Origin of the sequence: Streptomyces sp. NPDC058665, assembly GCF_042714995.1 — a bacterium.
Lineage (GTDB): Bacteria > Actinomycetota > Actinomycetes > Streptomycetales > Streptomycetaceae > Streptomyces.
Window position 1 is genome coordinate 75,113 of the sequence record NZ_JBHXRX010000006.1, and the last position, 20,551, is coordinate 95,663.

Annotated in this window: 14 protein-coding genes, 3 tRNA genes and 1 pseudogene; 9 read left to right on the forward strand and 9 right to left on the reverse strand. The window is 70.5% G+C overall.

Annotated features, from left to right (window positions below; genetic code table 11):
- A complete protein-coding gene (locus ACFWV8_RS05420) occupies positions 1-2,085 on the reverse strand; it encodes a molybdopterin oxidoreductase family protein (RefSeq protein ID WP_384198188.1) in 2,085 nt (694 codons plus the stop codon).
- 115 nt (positions 2,086-2,200) lie between these two features.
- Positions 2,201-2,818 carry a vancomycin high temperature exclusion protein gene (locus tag ACFWV8_RS05425; protein ID WP_384198380.1) on the reverse strand — a complete coding sequence of 206 codons (618 nt, stop codon included), beginning with the start codon at positions 2,816-2,818 and terminating at the stop codon, positions 2,201-2,203.
- Positions 2,819-3,136: 318 nt separating this feature from the next.
- Here ACFWV8_RS05425 and ACFWV8_RS05430 point away from each other — a divergent pair.
- The 5 genes and pseudogenes from ACFWV8_RS05430 to ACFWV8_RS05450 all read left to right on the forward strand — a co-directional run.
- Positions 3,137-3,865: pseudogene (locus tag ACFWV8_RS05430) on the forward strand (sirohydrochlorin chelatase); the annotation flags it as partial.
- Between the two features lie 41 nt (positions 3,866-3,906).
- Positions 3,907-5,286: a deoxyguanosinetriphosphate triphosphohydrolase gene (locus ACFWV8_RS05435; protein ID WP_384198190.1), complete on the forward strand. Its 1,380-nt coding sequence runs from the start codon at positions 3,907-3,909 to the stop codon at positions 5,284-5,286.
- Positions 5,287-5,518: 232 nt separating this feature from the next.
- Positions 5,519-6,817, forward strand: coding sequence for an NAD(P)/FAD-dependent oxidoreductase (locus ACFWV8_RS05440; RefSeq protein WP_384198192.1), 1,299 nt, complete (start codon positions 5,519-5,521; stop codon positions 6,815-6,817).
- A gap of 33 nt (positions 6,818-6,850) precedes the next feature.
- Positions 6,851-8,770, forward strand: a complete 1,920-nt coding sequence (gene dnaG / locus ACFWV8_RS05445; protein WP_384198194.1) for a DNA primase — start codon at positions 6,851-6,853, stop codon at positions 8,768-8,770.
- 259 nt (positions 8,771-9,029) lie between these two features.
- Positions 9,030-10,199 (forward strand): RNA polymerase sigma factor, encoded by a 1,170-nt coding sequence (locus tag ACFWV8_RS05450; protein ID WP_384198196.1) that lies wholly within the window; start codon positions 9,030-9,032, stop codon positions 10,197-10,199.
- An 80-nt stretch (positions 10,200-10,279) separates the two neighbouring features.
- On the opposite strand, the gene ACFWV8_RS05455 is transcribed toward ACFWV8_RS05450, so the two are convergent.
- The 4 genes from ACFWV8_RS05455 to ACFWV8_RS05470 all read right to left on the reverse strand — a co-directional run bounded on the left by ACFWV8_RS05455 (position 10,280) and on the right by ACFWV8_RS05470 (position 15,950).
- On the reverse strand, positions 10,280-12,214 hold the full coding sequence (locus ACFWV8_RS05455) for an ABC transporter ATP-binding protein (RefSeq protein WP_384198198.1): 1,935 nt from the start codon (positions 12,212-12,214) through the stop codon (positions 10,280-10,282).
- On the reverse strand, positions 12,214-13,947 hold the full coding sequence (locus ACFWV8_RS05460; protein ID WP_384198200.1) for an ABC transporter ATP-binding protein: 1,734 nt from the start codon (positions 13,945-13,947) through the stop codon (positions 12,214-12,216). The genes ACFWV8_RS05455 and ACFWV8_RS05460 overlap by 1 nt, the downstream gene beginning before the upstream one ends.
- Before the next feature lie 177 nt (positions 13,948-14,124).
- Entirely contained in the window at positions 14,125-15,576 is a 1,452-nt protein-coding gene (locus ACFWV8_RS05465) for an FGGY family carbohydrate kinase (protein WP_384198201.1), read from the reverse strand.
- Between the two features lie 77 nt (positions 15,577-15,653).
- On the reverse strand, positions 15,654-15,950 hold the full coding sequence (locus tag ACFWV8_RS05470; protein ID WP_329387976.1) for a YtxH domain-containing protein: 297 nt from the start codon (positions 15,948-15,950) through the stop codon (positions 15,654-15,656).
- A 203-nt stretch (positions 15,951-16,153) separates the two neighbouring features.
- On the opposite strand from ACFWV8_RS05470, the gene ACFWV8_RS05475 reads away from it, so the two are divergent.
- The 3 genes from ACFWV8_RS05475 (at position 16,154) to ACFWV8_RS05485 (ending at position 16,589) form a co-directional block, all read left to right on the forward strand.
- A tRNA-Asn gene (locus ACFWV8_RS05475) sits at positions 16,154-16,226 on the forward strand.
- Between the two features lie 5 nt (positions 16,227-16,231).
- Positions 16,232-16,304: transfer RNA gene (locus tag ACFWV8_RS05480), tRNA-Asn, on the forward strand.
- A gap of 211 nt (positions 16,305-16,515) precedes the next feature.
- Positions 16,516-16,589, forward strand: a tRNA-Ile gene (locus ACFWV8_RS05485).
- Between the two features lie 131 nt (positions 16,590-16,720).
- On the opposite strand, the gene ACFWV8_RS05490 is transcribed toward ACFWV8_RS05485, so the two are convergent.
- The 3 genes from ACFWV8_RS05490 to ACFWV8_RS05500 form a co-directional block, all read right to left on the reverse strand.
- A complete protein-coding gene (locus ACFWV8_RS05490) occupies positions 16,721-17,680 on the reverse strand; it encodes an aldo/keto reductase (protein ID WP_384198203.1) in 960 nt (319 codons plus the stop codon).
- A gap of 124 nt (positions 17,681-17,804) precedes the next feature.
- Positions 17,805-18,407: a DNA-binding response regulator gene (locus tag ACFWV8_RS05495; protein ID WP_384198205.1), complete on the reverse strand. Its 603-nt coding sequence runs from the start codon at positions 18,405-18,407 to the stop codon at positions 17,805-17,807.
- Positions 18,404-19,531 carry a sensor histidine kinase gene (locus ACFWV8_RS05500; RefSeq protein WP_384198207.1) on the reverse strand — a complete coding sequence of 376 codons (1,128 nt, stop codon included), beginning with the start codon at positions 19,529-19,531 and terminating at the stop codon, positions 18,404-18,406. Before ACFWV8_RS05500 ends, ACFWV8_RS05495 begins: the two co-directional genes overlap by 4 nt.
- Before the next feature lie 134 nt (positions 19,532-19,665).
- On the opposite strand from ACFWV8_RS05500, the gene ACFWV8_RS05505 reads away from it, so the two are divergent.
- The gene (locus tag ACFWV8_RS05505; protein ID WP_384198209.1) at positions 19,666-20,547 is read left to right on the forward strand and encodes an ABC transporter ATP-binding protein; all 882 of its coding nucleotides are present in this window, start codon (positions 19,666-19,668) and stop codon (positions 20,545-20,547) included.
- Positions 20,548-20,551: the final 4 nt, after the last annotated feature.

A 20,551-nucleotide genomic window follows, 5' to 3' on the forward strand; every position in this document is an offset into this window, starting at 1 on the left:
TCAGGCGTCCGCGCGCTCCAGACGCACCGCGCACACCTTGAACTCCGGCATCCGGGACGTCGGATCGAGCGCCGGGTTGGTCAGGTTGTTCGCCCGGCCCTCGCCCGGCCAGTGGAACGGCATGAACACCGTGTCCGCGCGGATCGCCGTCGTGATCCGCGCGGGCGCGACCGCCCGGCCACGCCGTGAGACCACGGCGAGCCGGTCCCCGTCGGCCACCCCGAGCCGCTCCGCGAGCCGCGGGTGCAGCTCCACGAACGCACCCGGCGCCGCGGCGTTCAGTTCCGCCACGCGCCGGGTCTGGGCGCCCGACTGGTACTGCGAGACGACCCGCCCCGTCGTGAGCAGCACCGGATACTCCGCGTCCGTCTCCTCGGCGGCCGGCCGGTGCACCACGGGTACGAAACGGGCCCGCCCGTCGTCCGTCGCGAACCGGTCGAGGAAGAGCCGGGGTGTCCCGGCGTGGCTCTCCCCGGGGCACGGCCAGAACACCCCGTCCTCCGCCGCGATCCGCCGGTAGGTGATCCCCGAGTAGTCGGCCGGGCCGCCCGCCGACGCCCGGCGCAGCTCGTCGAAGACCTCCTCCGGATCCGCCGGAAACCCCTTCTCGTGGCCGAGCAGCCCCGCGAGTCCGTGCAGCACCTGGAGATCGCTGCGCACGCCGGCCGGCGGGGTGATCGCCCGGCGCCGCAGCAGGACCCGCCCCTCCAGGTTCGTCGTCGTCCCGGTCTCCTCCGCCCACTGCGTCACCGGCAGGACGACATCGGCGAGCGCCGCCGTCTCCGAGAGCACCACGTCCGCCACGGCCAGGAAATCCAACGACCGCAGCCGTGCCTCGACATGGGAGGCGCGGGGCGCCGACACGACCGGGTTCGACCCCATCAGGAGCAGTGATTTCACCTCGCCGCCGAGTGCGTCGAGCAGTTCGTACGCGCTGCGCCCCGGCCCCGGCAGCGAGTCGGGATCCACGCCCCAGACGCGCGCGACATGCTCCCGCGCGGCCGGGTCGGTCAGCTTCCGGTAGCCGGGCAACTGGTCGGCCTTCTGGCCGTGTTCACGCCCGCCCTGCCCGTTGCCCTGGCCGGTGAGACAGCCGTAGCCGGACAGCGGCCGGCCCGCGCGCCCCGTCGCGAGGCAGAGGTTGATCCAGGCGCCCACGGTGTCGGTGCCCTTGGACTGCTGCTCGGGCCCGCGCGCCGTGAGCACCATGCCCGTCGGCGCGTCGCAGAACAGACCGACGGCCTCGCGGAGTTGGGGGACCGGGACGCCCGTGACCCGTTCGACGTGCTCCGGCCAGTGCGCCATGGCCGCGGCCCTGGCCTCCGGCCAGCCGGTCGTACGCTCCCGTACGAACGCCTCGTCCGTCCGGCCCTGCGCCACCACGAGGTGCAACAGGCCGAGCGCCAGGGCCAGATCGGTGCCGGGCCTGGGTGCCAGATGGAGATCCGCCTGCTCGGCGGTCCTGGTCCTGCGCGGGTCGACCACGATCAACGTGCCGCCGTTCTCGCGCAGTTCGGTCAGATACCGCAGAGCGGGCGGCATGGTCTCGGCGAGATTCGAGCCGACGAGGATCACACACCCCGTACGGGGGATGTCGTCCAGCGGGAACGGCAGCCCCCGGTCGAGCCCGAACGCCCTCTGATGCGCGGCGGCGGCCGACGACATACAGAAACGTCCGTTGTAGTCGATCTGCGAGGTGCCGAGCACGACACGGGCGAACTTGCCGAGCGCGTATGCCTTCTCGTTCGTCAGCCCGCCCCCGCCGAAGACGCCCACCGCGTCCGGCCCGTGGCCCGCCCGCGTCCGCGCGAGCCCGTCGGCGACGGCACCGAGCGCCTCGTCCCAGGTGGCGGGTTCGAGCGAGCCACCGCCGGGCCGCCGTACGAGCGGTTCGGTGAGCCGTACCCGGGACGACAGCACGGCCGGCGCCGTCCGCCCCTTGCCGCACAGCGCGCCACGGTTGACGGGGAAGCCGGTGCGCTCGACCACCTCGACACCAGGGTCCTCGTCCCCCGTACGCCGCAGGCTCATCCCGCACTGCAACGCGCAGTACGGGCAGTGGGTCGGGACGGCCGTATCGGTCATGCCGCCAGCGTGCGACCCGGGTGTTACGGCCCCGGCCGTACGCGGTTACGCCCCCGACACGCGCACCTCCCGCCCCCGCACCCGGCGCTGTGAGGGCCGCACGCGCGGGCCACGGTCACGGCCGGCCGCCGTCCGCCAGCGCCTCGCTGACACCCGTCTCGACCGGGCCGAGGAAGTGCGGATCGGGCCGCGTCAGCGCGTCCAGCGCCGCCTTCCCCGCCGCCGCCAACTCCCGGACCCCGCCGTAGTACCAGGTCACGTTGTGCCGCTCGGCCACCCCGACCCCGTACGAATCGACGCCCGCAGCCCGGCAGAGCGCGACCGCGCGTCGTACATGGAAGCCCTGCGTCACCAGCACCGCCCGCTCAACACCGAAGATCTTCTTCGCCCGGACGCAGGAGTCCCAGGTGTCGAAACCCGCGTAGTCGCTGACTATCCGGCCGTCCGGGACCCCGCGTGCCGTCAGATACGTCCGCATGGCGTCCGGCTCGTCGTACTCCTCCCGGCTGTTGTCGCCGGTGACCAGCACGACCTTCACCTTGCCGCTCTCGTACAGCTCGACCGCCGTGTCGAGCCGGTGCGCCAGATACGGCGCCGGGGCGTCGCCGCGCAGCCCCGCCCCGAACACGACGGCGACGTCGTGCGCCGGCACGTCGGCGACGGTACGGACATGGGCGTCGGCCGTCGCGTACATCCAGGTGGAGGGCGCCAGCGCGATGACACACCCGAGCATGACGGCCTGCACCGTGAGCCGCCGCTCGCGCCGCGTCCTCGGCAGCCGCACTTTGCCCAGCCGCACCTTGCCCAGCAGCCGCACTCTGCGCAGCCGCACCTCGCGCAGGCGCGTCAACGGCTCCCACCGCGGTCGTGGCATCTTCGGCATGAACATGAGCCCCTGTCGTCCGTCCCTGCGTACTCCGTCACGCACTCCGTACGACGTCCGGCGCCCCCGAAGAGTTCGCGGCGCTCCCCTCCCGTCTGTGAGCACCCCGAAAACCTCCACGACATCCGCCGCAACCACCCGGCAACGTCCGCCCCGCAGGATCGGCCCATGGACGAGCCGCCCGCCCCCGCGCCCACCCTTGTCGTCGTCGCCCACGGCAGCCGCGACCCGCGTGCCCTGCGCACCGTCAGGGCCCTGCTGCGACAGGTCGAGGAGCTCCGCCCCGGTCTCGCCGTCCGGCTCGGGCACATCGAGATCGAGCGGCCTTCCCTCGCCGACACGCTCTCCTCCTTGGGAGGCGGCAGGGCCGTCCTCGTACCGCTGCTCCTCGGACCCGGCCACCACGTCACGTACGACCTGCCGCGCGCGGCAGCCGCCGCGCCCCGGCTCCGGACCACGATCGCCGCACCGCTCGGCCCCCACCCGCTGCTGGTCGAGGCATTGCACGCGCGCCTCGTGGAGGCCGGCTGGCGCGACGAACCGCACCGCGCGGACGACTCCGCCGTCGTGCTCGCCGCCGCCGGATCGCGCGACCCGCGCTCGGCCGTCGCCGCCCGCCGCACGGCGGCGCTGCTGAGCGCGCGGCTCGGCGGGGTGCCGGTCGTCCCCGCGTACGCGTCGGCCGCCACGCCCACCGTCCCCGACGCGATCAGGGACCTGACGGCGCGTGGGCGGAGCCGTATCGCGCTCGCGTCGTACTTCACCGCCCCCGGCCACTTCGCCACCCGCGCCGCCGCGCACGCGCCCTGGATCGCCGCCGCCCCGCTCGGCGCCCACCCTGACCTGGCACGCCTCCTGCTCCACCGCTACGAGGAGGCGCGGGCCCATCCAGGGCCTGTCTTTGGGGTCCTGACTCCCGAGCCGGTTACCTTCGGTGCATGGAAGGCATCACCGCACCTCACGACGACAGCGCCTACGACCCGGCGGACACCGAGCGTTTCTCGGCCGAACCCGACAAGCGCCCCGGCCGCACCGCCTTCCAGCGCGACCGTGCGCGCGTCCTGCACTCCTCGGCCCTTCGCAGGCTCGCCGGCAAGACCCAGGTCGTGACACCCGGCTCGCAGAGCCAGGAGTGGGACGCCAGCCCGCGCACCCGGCTGACCCACTCCCTTGAGTGCGCCCAGGTCGGCCGCGAACTCGGCGCCGCGCTCGGCTGCGACCCGGACCTCGTGGAAACGGCGTGTCTCTCGCACGACATGGGCCATCCGCCGTTCGGCCACAACGGTGAACAGGTGCTCAACGACTTCGCCGAGGACTGCGGCGGCTTCGAGGGCAACGCCCAGTCGCTGCGGCTGCTCACCCGCATCGAGCCGAAGCGTTTCGTGCGCGCCGACTCCGTGTCCGCGGCGATCACCCCGGGGCTCACCGCGCCGCGCGCCGAGGCGGCGGCCGAGGCGGCGGCCGAGGCCGACGGCGGCGCCCGTCTCGTCAGCGTCGGCCTCAACCTCACCCGCGCGGTCCTCGACGCCGCGACGAAGTACCCCTGGCCGCAGGGCGCCCACCCCACCGACCCCGGCTCGGTGAAGTTCGGTGTGTACGAGGACGACCTGCCGGTCTTCCAATGGGCCAGACGCGGCGCCCCGCCGAACCGCACCTGCTTCGAGGCACAGGTGATGGACTGGTCCGACGACGTCGCCTACTCGGTGCACGACTTCGAGGACGGCCTGCACGCCGGCCATGTGGACCCGAGGATGCTGCTCTCCGAGCCCGAACGCGAGGAGATCTGGGCGGTCGCGATCGGCCGCTACGTACCCGGCGGCACCGACCCCCGGCAGCTGGCCGACGCACTGGACCGGCTCATGGTCCAGGAGTGGTGGCCGCACGGCTACGACGGAACGGCCGTCGCCCAGGCCAGGCTCAAGGACGCCACCAGCCAGCTCATCGGCCGGTTCTGTCTCGCGGCCGAGAGCGCCACCCGGGCGGAGTACGGCACCGGGCCGCTCACCCGCTACGGCGCCTCGCTGGTCGTCCCGCGCGAGGCGCGCGACGAGTGCGCCGTACTGAAAGCCGTCGCCCACCGCTATGTGATGCAGCGCGCCGACCAGGAATCGCTCCGCGCGGACCAGCGCGTCGTCCTGGCCGAACTCGCCCGGACGCTGACGGCAAGTGCGCCCGACGGTCTCGACCCGCAGTTCCGCGCGCTCTTCGACGCGGCACCCGACGACCGCGCCCGCAAGCGGGTGATCGTCGACCAGATCGCCTCTCTCACGGACGCGGCGGCGCGCTCCCTCCACACGGCGCTCACCGGACGCACCTGAGGGACCCGTCCGATCGCGGTGGTTCGCGACATGGGCGCCCCGCGCCCCGCATTCCGCACCCGTCATTTTCAGCCAATGGCCGAAGCGTGCCGAGCCGCCACGCACTGGGATGACGCGTGTAGCAAGGTAGCCACATCAAGCCGGAACCATGCCCGTGGAGCCTCCCCTCTTTCGCCATCACGCTCCGTGCGGGACGCTCACAGATGGCGGCAGCGTAACGAGGAGGCATCAAGTGGTCGACGCACATCGGACTTTCGTCATCGTCGGCGGTGGGCTGGCCGGGGCGAAGGCCGCGGAAACCCTCCGTTCCGAAGGATTCACCGGCCGAGTGATCATCATCGGGGACGAGGGAGACCACCCCTACGAACGCCCCCCGCTGTCGAAGGGCTTCCTGACCGGCAAGGAGGAGCGCGACAGCGTCTTCGTCCACGAACCCGCCTGGTACGCCCGGCACCGCGTGGAACTCCACCTCGGCCAGACAGTGACCGAGATCGACCGTGACACCCGCTGCGTCCACCTCGGCGACGGCACCTCCGTGCGCTACGACAAGCTGCTCCTCACCACCGGCTCCGAACCCCGCCGCCTCGACATTCCCGGCACCGGCCTCGCGGGCGTCCATCATCTGCGCCGGCTCGCGCACGCCGACCGGCTGCGCCAGGTCCTCACCACCCTCGGCCGCGACAACGGCCATCTGGTCATCGCCGGCGCCGGCTGGATCGGTCTGGAGGTCGCCTCCGCCGCCCGCGGGTACGGCACCGAGGTCACCGTCGTCGAGCCGCACCCCACACCGCTGCACCAGGTCATCGGCCCGGAGATCGGACAGCTCTTCACCGAACTGCACAGCGAGCACGGCGTACGGTTCCACTTCGGCGCCCGGCTCACCGAGATCGTCGGCCAGGACGGCATGGTCCTCTCCGTCCGTACGCACGACGGCGAGGAGCACATGGCGCACGCCGTGCTCGCCGCGATCGGCGCCGCGCCCCGTACGGGTCTCGCCGAGGCGGCCGGTCTCGACCTCGTGGGCCGCGAGCACGGAGGCGGCATCGCCGTAGACCTGGGCCTGCGCACCTCCGACCCGGACATCTACGCCGCGGGCGACGTGGCCTCCTTCCCGTTCTCGCTGCCCGGCACCGAGCTGCCGACCGACAGGCTGCGGGTCGAACACTGGGCCAACGCGCTCAACGGCGGCCCGGCCGCGGCCCGCTCGATGCTCGGCCGGGACGAGACGTACGACCGGCTGCCGTACTTCTTCTCCGACCAGTACGACCTGGGCCTGGAGTACTCGGGCTGGGCGCCGCCCGGCAGTTACGACCAGGTGGTGGTGCGCGGCGACGCGGGAAAGCGGGAGTTCATCGCCTTCTGGCTCAAGGACCGCCGGGTGCTCGCGGGGATGAACGTCAACGTGTGGGACGTCACCGGCGACATCCAGCGGATCATCCGCTCCGGTGCCCGGCAGGATCCCGACGCCCTCGCCGACCCGGCGGTGCCGCTGGAAAGCTTCGCGCCCGAGCCCCCGGCGGACCGGGCGTAAGGGACTGTCGGTGCGTCCCCGTAGAATTCTCATGTGGCAGGCAGGATCAACGACGACGACGTGAAGGTGGTTCGGGACGCGGTCCCGATCGACACCGTCGTGTCCGAGTATCTGCAACTGCGCCCGGCCGGCGGAGGCAATCTCAAAGGCCTCTGCCCCTTCCACGACGAGAAGTCCCCGTCCTTCCAGGTCAGTCCGAGCAAGGGTCTCTTCCACTGCTTCGGCTGCCAGGAGGGCGGGGACACCATCGCCTTCGTGATGAAGATCGACCATCTCTCCTTCTCCGAGACGGTCGAGCGCCTCGCCGGCAAGGCGGGCATCACGCTGCGGTACGAGGAGGGCGGGTACAACCCCACCCACCAGCGGGGCGAGCGCATCAGGCTGGTGGAGGCGCACAAGGCGGCCGCCGGGTTCTATGTGGAGCAGCTCGCCGGTGAAGAGGCCGCGATCGGCCGGAAGTTCCTCGCCGAGCGGGGCTTCGACCAGGCGGCGGCCGAGCATTTCGGGATCGGTTACAGCCCGGTCGGCTGGGACCATCTGACCCGTTTCCTGCGCGGCAAGGGCTTCACCGACAAGGAACTGCTGCTCGCCGGGCTCTCCCAGGACGGCCGCCGGGGTCCGATCGACCGGTTCCGGGGCCGGCTGATGTGGCCGATCCGCGACATCTCGGGCGAGGTCGTCGGCTTCGGCGCGCGCAAGCTGCGCGACGACGACAACGGGCCGAAGTATCTGAACACCCCCGACACCGCGATCTACAAGAAATCGCAGGTGCTGTACGGGGTGGACCTGGCCAAGAAGGACATCGCCAAGGCCAGCCGGGCGGTGGTGGTCGAGGGCTACACGGACGTGATGGCCTGCCATCTGGCGGGGATCACCACCGCCATCGCCACCTGCGGCACGGCCTTCGGCACCGACCACATCAAGATCCTGCGCCGGCTGCTGATGGACAACGGCAGCGCGCGGGTGATCTTCACCTTCGACGGTGACGCGGCGGGCCAGAAGGCCGCGCTGCGTGCCTTCGAGGACGACCAGAAGTTCGCCGCCGAGACGTACATCGCGATCGCGCCCGACGGCATGGACCCGTGCGAACTGCGCCTCAGCAAGGGCGACGCGGCGGTCCAGGACCTGGTGGAACCGCGCACGCCGCTCTTCGAGTTCGCGATCCGCCAGATCGTGGCGCGGTACGACCTGGAGACCCCGGCGGGCCGCGCGTCCGCGCTGGACGAGGCGGGCCCGATCGTGGCCCGGATCAAGAACGGCGCGTCGCAGCACGAGGTCGCCGTCCAGCTCGCCGGGATCCTCGGCATCCTCGACACCCAGTTCGTGGTCAAGCGCGTGGCGCAGATGGCCCGTTGGGCGCGCGACCGGGGCGGACGCGGTCCGGCGGGACCGGCGTCCGACCGTGGCGGTCGCGGCGGTCCGCCTTCCTCGTACGACTCCGGCCGGCCCCCGGCGCCTTCCGGGCCCGCGCTCAACCTCCGGAGCCCCGCCCATCGCACCGAGCGCGAGCTGCTCAAACTCGCCCTCCAGCGCCCCGAGTTGGTCTCCCCTGCCTTCGACGCGTACGGCGTGGACGAGTTCACCGCCCCCCCGTACGCGGCGGTGCGCCGGGCGGTCGAGGACGCGGGCGGTGCCGAGCAGGGCATCGAATCGGCGCCGGAGTATCTGGCCAGGGTCCGCGAGGCCGCGCCGAACGACGCGGTGCGCGCCCTGGTCACGGAGCTGGCGGTGGAGGTCTTCCACGGCAAGTCGATCGACGAGGCGTACGCGGGGGAGCAGCTCGTACGGGTCCGGCTGCGCGCCGTCGACCTCCGCATCCACGATGTGACGGGCAGCCTGGCCCGCCTGGGCACCGGCGCGGACGCCGAACGCCACCAGGCGGTGCAGAACGAGCTGTGGGTGCTCCAGCAGTACCGCCAGTCGCTGCGCAACAGCGGCGCGGCTGCGCTCTAGGCCGTGTCTTCGAAGTAGCGCCGTCCGCCAGCAAGGCGGGGCCTGCGGCGTCTGGTGCGGTGCATCGCAAGGCGGAGGATCGTGCTCGTACTGGGCGTACTCGCACGACTCCGACAACGCGGCGAGGTGCCGTGCCAGGCGTCGCGGGCCAGGCGGGACTTTGAAGACACGGCCCAGCATCCGCGTTTCAAACATCCTTCGGTAACTGCCCGGTTACGCACGGGACTCAGAAAGTCCCCGCACACCTCTCGTGGCGGCCATGTGCCTTGAGCCACACTGGGCAGCGGTGCCTGTGTTCTCGGAGCTGCCGCACGCCCCCGATCCGGCAGCGATCACCCTGGAGGCCGCCCCCGTGCAGACCCAGACCCTGACCGAGGCCGACCTGGTGTCGGCGGTTCCGTCGCAGAGCCGCGCCGCGCACCACCCCGAGGCGGTCCCGGAGACCGTCACGGAGGACCCGGTGGACATCCCCGAGATCCCCGAACGCGTCGGTCCGCGTGGCAAGGCGGACAACGGCGGGCCCTCGTCCGACCTCTTCCGGCAGTATCTGCGGGAGATCGGGCGGATCAGACTGCTCACCGCCGTCGAGGAGGTGGACCTCGCGCGCCGCGTCGAGGCCGGTCTCTTCGCCGAGGAGAAGCTCGGCTCCACGCCCGACCTGGACTCCCAGCTCGCCGTCGACCTCGACCGGCTCGTCGTGCGCGGCCGGATGGCCAAACGCCGGCTCATCGAGGCGAACCTGCGGCTCGTCGTGTCGGTCGCCAAGCGCTACGTCGGCCGTGGACTGACCATGCTCGACCTCGTCCAGGAGGGGAACCTCGGCCTGATCCGGGCCGTGGAGAAGTTCGACTACGCGCGCGGCTACAAGTTCTCGACGTACGCGACGTGGTGGATCCGCCAGGCCATGTCCCGCGCGCTGGCCGACCAGGCCCGTACGATCCGGGTCCCCGTCCATGTGGTCGAGCTGATCAACCGTGTCGTCCGCGTCCAGCGCCGGATGCTCCAGGAACGCGGCTACGAACCGACCCACGAAGAGGTCGCGGGACAGCTGGAGCTGACCGCCGAGCGGGTCGGCGAGGTCCTGCGGCTCGCCCAGGAACCCGTCTCGCTGCACGCGCCGGTGGGGGAGGAGGACGACGTCGCCTTCGGTGACCTGATCGAGGACGGCGACGCGGCCTCACCCGTGGAGTCGGCGGCGTTCCTGCTGCTCCGCGAGCATCTGGAGGCGGTCCTGTCCACGCTCGGCGAGCGCGAACGCAAGGTGGTCCAGCTCCGTTACGGCCTCGCGGACGGCCGCCCGCGCACACTGGAGGAGATAGGCCGGATCTTCGGGGTGACCCGCGAGCGGATCCGGCAGATCGAGTCCAAGACCCTGAGCAAACTCCGCGACCACGCGTTCGCGGACCAGCTGCGCGGCTACCTGGACTGAACGCGCGGCCCGCCGACGCACACCGGACGGGCCACCCCGAGGCAGCCCGTCCGGCGTTCGCGGATCCATCAGGACAGGCTCTAGTCCACCTCGGCGACCGCCTGCGCGAACTGCGCCGCGTACAGCCGCGCGTACGCACCCTCCGCCGCCAACAGCCCCTCGTGCGTGCCCTGTTCGACGATCGAGCCGTTCTCCATCACCAGGATCACGTCCGCGTCCCTGATCGTGGAGAGCCGGTGCGCGATCACGAAACTCGTCCGCCCGTGCGCCAGTTGGGCCATCGCCTTCTGGATCAGCACCTCCGTACGGGTGTCCACCGAGCTGGTCGCCTCGTCCAGCACCAGGATCACCGGGTCGGACAGGAACGCCCGCGCGATGGTGATGAGCTGCTTCTCGCCCGCGCTGACGCCCGACCCCTCGTCGTCGATCACGGTCTCGTACCCGTCGGGCAGCGTCCGGATGAAACGGTCCGCGTGCGCGGCCCGTGCCGCCTCCTCGATCTGCGCCCGCGTGACGTCGTGCGAGGCGCCGTACGCGATGTTCTCCGCGATCGTGCCGCCGAACAGCCAGGTGTCCTGGAGGACCATGCCTATTCGGGAACGCAGGTCCTCACGCGACATGGTGGAGATGTCGATGTCGTCCAGACTGATCCGGCCGGACGTCACCTCGTAGAACCGCATCAGCAGATTGACCAGCGTCGTCTTGCCCGCGCCGGTCGGGCCGACGATCGCGACCGTCTGACCCGGCTCGACGGACAGGGACAGATCCTCGATGAGCGGCTTCTCCGGCTCGTAGCGGAACGCCACACCGTCCAGCGACACCCCTCCCCGCAACTCGTGCGGGCGCTCGGCCGACGGCGCGTCCTTCTCCTGCTCGTCCGCGTCCAGCAGCTCGAATATCCGCTCCGCTGACGCGACCCCGGACTGCACGAGGTTGGCCATCGAAGCCACCTGCGTCAGAGGCATCGAGAACTGCCGCGAGTACTGGATGAACGCCTGCACATCGCCGATGGACAGCGTCCCCGACGCGACACGCAGCCCGCCGACCACCGCCACCAGCACATAGTTGAGGTTGGAGATGAAGAACATCAGCGGCTGCATGATCCCGCTGTTGTACTGCGCCTTGAAGCCCGCCTCGTACAGCGCGTCGTTCTGCTCCTTGAACGCCCGCGCCGACTCCTCCTGCCGCCCGAAGACCTTCACCAGGGCGTGCCCCGTGTACATCTCCTCGATATGGGCGTTCAGCGTGCCCGTGGACTTCCACTGCGAGACGAAGTGCGGCTGCGAGCGCTTGCCGACCTTCGTCGCCACGAACACCGACAGCGGCACGGTCACCAGCGCGACCAGCGCCAGCAGCGGCGAGATCCACAGCATCATGCCCAGCACACCGAGGATCGTCAGCAGCGAGTTGACGAGCTGGCCCATCGTCTGCTGGAGCGTCTGCGAGATGTTGTCGACGTCGTTCGTCGCCCGGCTCAGCACCTCACCGCGCTGCTGACGGTCGAAGTACGACAGCGGCAGCCGCGACAGCTTTGCCTGTACGTCCTCACGCATCCGGTAGATGGTGAGGTTGATGACCCGGATGGACAGCCGCGTCGAGACCAGCATCAGCAGCCCGGCCGCGACGTACACCGCCAGCGCCACCAGCAGGACCCGGCCGACCGCGCCGAAGTCGATGCCCTGCCCCGGCGTGAAGTCCACCCCGGAGAGCAGGTCGGCGAGCCCGCCGTCGCCCTCGTCCCGCAGCCGCGCGACCGTCTCGTCCTTGCTGACACCCCCCGGCGTCTGACGCCCGACGACCCCCGCGAAGATCAGGTCGGTCGCCGAGCCGAGGATCTTCGGGCCCACCACCGAGGCCGCCACACTCAGCACGCCCGCGGCGAGCATCCACCACAGGGTGACCTTCTCGCGCGCCAACTGCCGCAGCAGCCGCTTGCTCGACCCCTTGAAGTCCATCGACCGCTGCGAAGGAGCCCCCGCGCCGGCCGCCATCATGCGTCCACCAGGACCGCTCATCAGGCCGCCTCCGCCTCGGTCAGCTGGGAGAGCACGATCTCCCGGTACGTCTCGTTCGCCGCCATCAGCTCGTGATGACGCCCCTCACCGACCACCCGGCCCTCGTCCATGACGATGATCCGGTCGGCGTCGCGGATGGTGGACACCCGCTGGGCGACGATCACCACCGTGGCCTCGGCGGTCTCCCGCGCCAGGGCGGCACGCAGCGCCGCGTCCGTCGCGTAGTCCAGCGCGGAGAACGAGTCGTCGAAGAGATAGATCTCCGGCCGCTGCACCAAAGTCCGCGCGATGGCGAGGCGCTGGCGCTGACCCCCGGAGACGTTCGTCCCGCCCTGCGCGACAGGCGCGTTCAGCCCACCCTCCAGATCGGTGACGAACTCCTTGGCCTGTGCGACATCGAGCGCGTGCCACAGCTCCTCGTCGGTCGCGTCCGGATTGCCGTACCGCAGATTCGTCGCCACCGTCCCCGAGAAGAGATACGGCTTCTGCGGCACCAGACTGACCGTCCTGGCCAGCAGGGCGGGATCGAGTCCGCGTACGTCCTCCCCGTCCACCAGCACCTCGCCGGAGGTCGCGTCGACCAGCCTGGGCACCAGCCCGAGCAGGGTGGACTTTCCGCTGCCGGTCGAGCCGATGACGGCGGTCGTCTCGCCCGGTCTCGCGGTCAGTGACACCTCACGCAGCACCGGTTCCTCGGCGCCCGGGTAGCGGAACTCCGCGCCCCGCACCTCCAGATGACCGTGCCGGCGCAGTGTCCGCACGGGGTCCTTCGGCGGGACGACGCTCGACCTGGTGTCCAGCACCTCCTCGATGCGCTCGGCACACACCTCGGCGCGCGGCACCATCATGAACATGAAGGTGGCCATCATCACGGCCATCACGATCTGCATGAGATACGCGAGGAACGCGGTCAGCGCGCCGATCCGCATCCCGCCGCTGTCGATGCGGTGCGCGCCGAACCAGACGACGGCGACCGACGACACGTTCACGACGGTCATCACCACCGGGAACATCAGCGCCATCAGCCGACCGGTCGCCAACGACATCTCGGTGAGGTCGGTGTTGGCGCCCTTGAACCGCTCCTTCTCGTACTCGTCGCGTACGAAGGCCCGGATGACGCGGTTGCCGGTTATCTGCTCACGCAGCACCCGGTTCACCGTGTCCAGCCGTTCCTGCATGGTGCGGAACAGCGGGCGCATCCGCTTGACGATCAGGCTCACCGAGATACCGAGCACCGGCACCACGGCGAGCAGCACCGCCGACAGGGGCACGTCCTGACCGAGCGCCATGACGATGCCGCCGACACACATGATTGGGGCCGACACCATCAGCGTGAACGACATCAGGACCAGCATCTGCACCTGCTGGACGTCGTTGGTCGTACGCGTGATCAGCGACGGCGCGCCGAACTGGCCGACCTCGCGGGCGGAGAAGCTCTGCACCCGGTCGAATATCGCGGCCCGCACGTCACGGCCGAGGGCCGACGCGGTGCGCGAACCGTAGTAGACAGCGCCTATCTGGCCGAGCACCTGGACGATGCTGACGGCGATCATGAGACCGCCGAACTCCATGATGTAACCCGTGTCCCCCGTCACGACACCGTTGTCGATGATGTCGGCGTTGAGGGTGGGCAGATAGAGGGAGGCACAGGTCTGAAGGAACTGGAAAGCCACCAGCAGACCGATGGCCGTTCTGTAGGGGGCCAGATGCGTTCTGAGTAGTCGTAGAAGCACGTGCTGTCTCTCGGGCTCGGCAAGATCGGGGGTCGGACCCATCCTGCGACATGCCGCCCGCCGGATCCCAAGGGTTTTCCACAAAGGACCGGTCAAGAACGACTGTCATACCGGAACCCCTGGCTCCCCTCGGCCTCCGCCCCGACCGCCCCTGCCCCCCGCCCCGGCCGCCCCGCCCTACGCCCCCGGCGCCGCCGCGAACGCGCCCGGGTGGATCTGCTCCCGCGCCGCTGTGTACTGCTGCCGCACCGCCGCGCCGACCGCCGCCTCTTCCCCCGGCTCGAAGATCTGAGCCGCCGCACCGCGCCACTCGGGCGGGCTGTGCGGGGACAGCGTGTTCTTGGATACCCCCAGCGCCCAGGCGGCCTGCCGGGCCGCCCCCAGCGCCGCGTAGTCGGCCGGCTCCGGCACCACGACCTGCGCCCCGAAGATCCCCGGCGCGCACACCTGCACGGCCGGCAGCCCGGCCGCCGCCCCCAGCAGGAAGACCCGCCGCACATCGACGCCGCGCCCGCGCACCACGTCCATCGCGTCGGCCAGCGAGCAGAGCATCCCCTCGAACGCGGCCCGCGCCAGATGCTCCGGCTTCATCGACTCCCGCCGCAGACCGGTCAACGTCCCCGCCGTATGCGGCAGTTGGGGTGTCTTCTCGCCCTCCAGATAGGGCAGGAACACCAGCCCGGACGCGCCCGGCGTGGACTTGAGCGCCAGCGCCGACAGTTCGTCCAGGTCCTCGGTCCCCAGCAGCTCCGCCGTACCCCGCAGGGCCCGTACCGCGTTCAGCGTATGGACGACCGGCAGATGCATCCCCGTGGCGTCGGCGAACGACGTGATCATCCCGGAGGGATCCGCCAGCGCCTCGTGGTGCACGGTCATCACCGACCCGGAGGCGCCCAGCGACACGACCGCGTCGCCGATCCCGACGCCGAGCCCGAAGGCGGCGGCCATGGTCTCGCCCGTACCCGCGGAGATCAGCAGCCCCTCGGGCGTGGTCCCGGCGGCCTCGGCAGGACCGAGCACCTCCGGCAGCGCCGCCTGGTGTCCCAGCGCGAGCTCCATCAGATCCGGCCGGTAGGCACCGGTGCGGGCGGACCAGAAACCGGAACCGGACGCCGCCCCCCGGTCCGTCGTCCGCCGGGCGGGCCGGCCGAGCAGCTGCCACACCAGCCAGTCGTGCGGCTGGAGGATCATCACCGTACGCCGCGCCGCCTCCGGTTCGTTCCGCGCCAGCCAGCGCAGCTTCGCCAGCGGCTGACCCGCCTGCGGCACCGACCCGACGGCCTCGGCCCACGCCTGCCGCCCGCCGAGCGCGTCGATCAGATCGGCGGCGGCGACCTGCGCGCGCTTGTCGTTGCCGAGCAGCGCCGGGCGTACGAGATTGCCGGTCTGGTCCAGCGGCACGAGCCCGTGCTGCTGCGCGGAGACGCCGATGGCCTCCACACCCTCCAGCAGCCCCCCGCCCGCGGCCTCGCCGAGCGACAGCAGCCAGGCCTGCGGATCGACCTCGGTCGCCTTCGCCTCGACGGGATGCATCGCGTATCCCTGCCGCAGCACGGCACCCGTGTCCGCGTCACACACGATGATGCGCGTGGAACCCGACGAACTGTCCAACCCGGCGACTATTCCCATGGCACGATTCTGCCGCACGCGCGAGGCCGCGGAGGCGTCCGGGACCGCCCGGGGTGCGCGAGGCCCCGCGCGGCCCCTCAGGTGTTGGTCGTTCCCCAGTCGTCCTCGCCGTTGTGGTTGCGCGAGCGCAGGGACCGGACCCGGTCGGCGACGGACTCCGGGACCCTGTCCCCGACCTTGTCGCTCACCGAGTGGTACGCCTTGCCCGCGTACTCGCGCCCGGACATGGCGGCTGTCTCGGCGGCGTTGCGCACGGCGGGGTTCTGCGAGATCCGGGTGGCGGACTCTTTGAGCTGCTCGTAGCGCTCACGTCCGGCCCTCGTTCCGAGTACGTAACCGACAGCCAGTCCCGCGATGAACATGAGGCGCCGCATGGCCTGCCACCCTTCGTTAGTTCGTTGGCATCGGACCTTGAGCCGTGACGTCCGCCTACCCCCGAGGCCCGAGATCACCCAGTGTGACCCGGCGGGATACCGATTGGCGGAGCACCCCCCTGCTTGCGCTAATGTATGTGTCGCAGCGGACGTCCGCCGCCCGGCGGAGTCCGGAGCGGGTACGTTCGGTGCAAACGCAGCAATCCCCTGTAGCTCAATTGGCAGAGCAGCCGGCTGTTAACCGGCAGGTTACTGGTTCGAGTCCAGTCGGGGGAGCGCGGTCTCCTGTAGCTCAATTGGCAGAGCATTCGGCTGTTAACCGGAGGGTTGCTGGTTCGAGTCCAGCCGGGAGAGCAAACGGAAAGAGGACCCCTCGGGGTCCTCTTTCTTGTGCCCGCGGAGGCGGTCCGGTCAACTTCCGGGTGATCTTCGGGCGCTTCCTGGAACCGGCCGGGGCACGGCGCGGTCTTCATGGTCAAGCGTTGCTGACCATCCGAAGCAGGAGATCGTATGAGCGGCTATGCTGCGGCAGACGGCGCGCACAAATGTGCGCGACGCGCCGTTAGGGGCGGTAGCTCAGCCGGTTAGAGCAGCGGACTCATAATCCGTCGGCCGTGGGTTCGAGTCCCACCCGCCCCACCGTGACACGCCGCAAGTTCACTCAATTGACCAGCGGCAACAGGTGAGCCCCCTCTGCGGGCCCGGGCGGACGCGAGTGTTCTCAAGCCGCGTGGGCGCGGAGGCGGGCTCTCCGTTCCTGTTGGGTCCGGTCAGGAAGAGGCTGCCGTCAGGGTCCGCAACTCGGCGTCCGTCAGGTGCAGGTCGTGTGCGGCGAAGAGTGCCGGGAGTTGGTCGACGGTGCGCGCGGAGGCGATCGGTGCGGTCACCGTCGGCTGCTGCGCGAGCCAGGCCAGCGCCACCGTTGCCATCTCCACTCCTCGCGCCGTCGCGACCCGCTCCAACGCGTCGAGCACCTTCACGCCGCGATCGGTGTCCGCGTAGCCGCCGGCGAGTCCGGGGAGGTTGCGCACGTTCTGGACGGTCTTCCCAGGACGGTACTTACCCGTGAGGAAGCCGGCGGCGAGTGCGAAGTACGGAACGCAGGCCAGGCCTTCACGCTCCACGATCTCCCGCCGCGCACCCTCGTAGGTGTCGCGCGAGACGAGGTTGTACGCCGGCTGCAGCGCCACGTAGCGCGCCAGACCCTCACGGTCGGAGAAGGCCAGTGAGGCGGAGAGCCGTTCGGGGCTGATGTTGGAGGTCGCGATGGCGCGCACCTTGCCGGCCTTCACGAGGTCGTCGAGCGCGGCGATTATCTCGTCCACGGGGATGGACTCGTCGCGGTCGTAATGGGTGTAGTAGAGGTCGATATGGTCGGTACGCAGTCGCCGCAGGGACTCGTCGGCAGCGGCCCTGATATTGGCGGGCGTAAGGCCCATGTACTCCGGGTGGTCGCCGACCTTGGTCGCGACGACCACGTCGTCGCGGTTGCGACGGCCGGCGAGCCAGTCGCCGATGATGGTCTCGGACTGGCCCGGCTCGTTGCCCTGTTCGGGAAAGTAGTTCATGTACGAGTCGGAGGTGTCGATGAAGTTGCCGCCTGCGGCGAGGTAGGCGTCGAGCACCGCGAACGACTGTGCTTTGTCGGCGGTCCAGCCGAACACGTTGCCACCCAGACAGAGGGGGGAAACGAGGAGGTCGGACGAGCCGAGGGCGCGAAGTTCAGTCATGTCGAGGTCAACGCGCCCTCCGCGCCTGATGTTCCGTGTATCGCCCCCCGCCGGGCGTCTCAAGCACAGGTCCAACACCGTTGCCGGAGAGAGGAATTGGCCGTTCCTCACTCGTCGGGTTTGGTCACAGCCAGTCGTGTTCGCGGGCGTAACGCGCCGCTTCGTGCCGGGTCTGGGTCTGGGTCTTCCGCATCGCGTTGGACAGGTAGTTGCGGACGGTGCCCTCGGCGAGGTGGAGCTGACCGGCGATGTCGACGGCGGAGTAGCCGTCGGCCGTGGCGCGCAGGACGTCGATCTCGCGGTCGGTGAGGGGGCAGTCGTCGATGAGGGCGAGCGCGGAGACGTCCGGGTCGATCCAGCGCCGTCCCTCGTGCAGGGTCGCGATGACGGACGCGATGTGCGCCGGTTCGGCGGACTTGCTGACGAATCCCTGGACACCGAGCTTCAGTGCCCGGCGCAGTACCCCGGGCCTGGCGTGCCTGGTCAGCATGAGGATCACCTGGTCAGGCAGGACCTTGCGGATCGCCGCGACGGCGCTGAGTCCGTCGACGCCGGGCATCTCCAGGTCGATGACGAGCACGTCCGGCTGGTACCGCAGCGTGGCGCGGACCGCGTCCTCGCCGTCCTCCGCTTCGGCCCGCACGGTGATGTCGCCCTCCAGCGGCAGCAGCGCCGCGAGCGCCTTGCGCAGGAGTGCCTCGTCGTCGGCGATGACGATGCTGGTCATCGGGCCTCCTGTGTGTCGGGACCGGGCGACGGGAAGTCGGCGGCGGTCACGAAATACCCGTTCTTCTGGTCCACCGTGAGCTTTCCCCCGTTGTCGGCCACGCGCTGTTCGAGAACGGCGAGACCGCTGAGCTCCGGGAGCGGCTCGTCCGGTACGCCGTCGTTGACGATGGTGATGCCTGCCTCGGACAACGTGATCCGGACTTCCCGGGCCTCGGCGTGCCGCAGGATGTTGGTCGTTGTCTCGCGCAGGACCTGGCCGAGCAGCTCGCCCGCGCGGCTGTCCGCGTCCGCGTCGCGGCGGATGTGTACCTCGATGCCGGCGGCCTCGAACAGGTTCTTCGCGTTCTCCAGTTCGGCGGGGAGGTTGAGCCGACGGTGCGCGTAGACGAGTTCCTTGGTCTGGCTGATGGTGTCGCTGACGAGCGAGTGGATCTCGTGCAGCTCCTGCTCCGCCCGGCCGGGGTCGCGGTGCACCAGCTTCTGTGCGAGGGCGACCTTGAGCTTCACCACGTGCAGGGTGTGACCCTGGATGTCGTGCAGGTCGCTGGCGAACCGCATGCGCTCACGCACCACGGCCAGCTCCGCCTCGTGGCGACGTGACTCCTCCAGGTCGTGGACGACGTCGTAGAACTGCTTGTTGGGGAACATCAGCCCCGTCACGATGGCGGTGAGGCCCGCGGGGACGATGACATACGTGATCAGCACCCGACGCGGGTCGTCGTCCGTCATCAGGAACCGTGCCGCGCCCACGACGGCGACGTAGGCGACCAGCGCGACGGCCGCCGCGCCACGATGGTTGCGCAGCCGCGGCACCACCAACGGGCCCACGATGGACAGGCCGAAGATCGCCTTCCCGCTCCCGGCCACCAGCACACCGAAGAGCCAGACGCCCGCGGTGACGACCAGGCACGGCACGGCGACCCGGGCCAGATTGCCGGCCGTCCAGGAGACGAAGGCCACCAGCGCCGCGGCCACACCCAGGCCCAGGACCACCGCTTCCGACCAGGAATCGGCGTCCAGCGCGACCAGGAACACCCCACCGACAGTGACCACCGGGAGCAGCGTGATCAGGTTGAGCCGGCGCAGCCGTCCCTGTGTCGTCGCCTCGGTAATTTCAGACATCGTCCAGCCAGTATCCGTGGGGAGCTTTCGGTACACCAGTGACACCGCGTCATGCATGCCTGCCGCGAATGTCATGGCGCGGACGTGATGCGAGGCCACTACCGGGAGCGCGTCGCGGTCGGTGGAATCGAGGCATGTCCACTACAGCAGTCATCGAGGTCACGAACCTCAACGTCCGTTACGGCGATTTCCATGCCGTGAAGGACCTGTCGTTCCAAGTGGGGCGTGGCGAGTTCTACGCGCTGCTCGGCACCAACGGCGCAGGCAAGACCTCGACCCTTGAGGTCATAGAGGGACACCGGCCGGCCCAGTCGGGCACCGTCCGCGTCCTGGGGCAGAGCCCGAGCGACCGCGCCGCCGTGCGCTCGCGGATGGGCATCATGCTGCAGGAGAGCGGCTTCTCCCCGGATCTCACGGTGAAGGAGTCGGTCCGGCTGATCGGCACGCTGACCCGGCGGCACGACGACGCCGACCGCGTACTGGGCATCGTGGGTCTGACCGGCAAGGCCGGCACCAAGGTGTCGCAACTCTCCGGCGGCGAGAAACGCCGTCTGGACTTCGCCACCGCCGTGTACGGCGGGCCCGAGCTGGTCATCTTGGACGAGCCGACGACCGGCCTGGACATCCAGTCCCGTGACGCGCTCTGGGCCGCCGTGGACAGGCTGCGCGACGAGGGATCCACGGTCGTGCTCACCACTCACTATCTGGAGGAGGCGCAGCAACGGGCCGATCGCATCGGGCTCATGCACCAGGGGACCTTCCACCGTGAGGGGACCGTCGTCGAGCTGACGCACACCCTGCCGTCGGTGATCACCTTCGCCCTCCCGGCCGGTGCTCCGGCCCCGCCAATGGGAGCTGTGCAGGTGGACGGCGCCTTCCGCGTGGAGACCTTCAGCCTGCAGGAGGACCTCTACCGCCTGCTGGGCTGGGCTCACGACGCCGGGGTGGACTTCCGGGAACTGGAGTCCGGTCCGACCCGCCTCGACGACGTCTTCCGCGCCATCACCGGCGGCTGAACCC

What these genes read in the sequence shown, in the direction of transcription:
- ACFWV8_RS05420 (WP_384198188.1), bottom strand. Translation starts at nt 2,085, where the DNA reads ATGACCGATACGGCCGTCCCGACCCACTGCCCGTACTGCGCGTTGCAG.
- ACFWV8_RS05425 (WP_384198380.1), bottom strand. Translation starts at nt 2,818, where the DNA reads ATGCTCGGGTGTGTCATCGCGCTGGCGCCCTCCACCTGGATGTACGCG.
- ACFWV8_RS05435 (WP_384198190.1), top strand. Translation starts at nt 3,907, where the DNA reads ATGGAAGGCATCACCGCACCTCACGACGACAGCGCCTACGACCCGGCG.
- ACFWV8_RS05450 (WP_384198196.1), top strand. Translation starts at nt 9,030, where the DNA reads ATGTGCCTTGAGCCACACTGGGCAGCGGTGCCTGTGTTCTCGGAGCTG.
- ACFWV8_RS05455 (WP_384198198.1), bottom strand. Translation starts at nt 12,214, where the DNA reads ATGAGCGGTCCTGGTGGACGCATGATGGCGGCCGGCGCGGGGGCTCCT.
- ACFWV8_RS05465 (WP_384198201.1), bottom strand. Translation starts at nt 15,576, where the DNA reads ATGGGAATAGTCGCCGGGTTGGACAGTTCGTCGGGTTCCACGCGCATC.
- ACFWV8_RS05470 (WP_329387976.1), bottom strand. Translation starts at nt 15,950, where the DNA reads ATGCGGCGCCTCATGTTCATCGCGGGACTGGCTGTCGGTTACGTACTC.
- ACFWV8_RS05490 (WP_384198203.1), bottom strand. Translation starts at nt 17,680, where the DNA reads ATGACTGAACTTCGCGCCCTCGGCTCGTCCGACCTCCTCGTTTCCCCC.
- ACFWV8_RS05495 (WP_384198205.1), bottom strand. Translation starts at nt 18,407, where the DNA reads ATGACCAGCATCGTCATCGCCGACGACGAGGCACTCCTGCGCAAGGCG.
- ACFWV8_RS05500 (WP_384198207.1), bottom strand. Translation starts at nt 19,531, where the DNA reads ATGTCTGAAATTACCGAGGCGACGACACAGGGACGGCTGCGCCGGCTC.
- ACFWV8_RS05505 (WP_384198209.1), top strand. Translation starts at nt 19,666, where the DNA reads ATGTCCACTACAGCAGTCATCGAGGTCACGAACCTCAACGTCCGTTAC.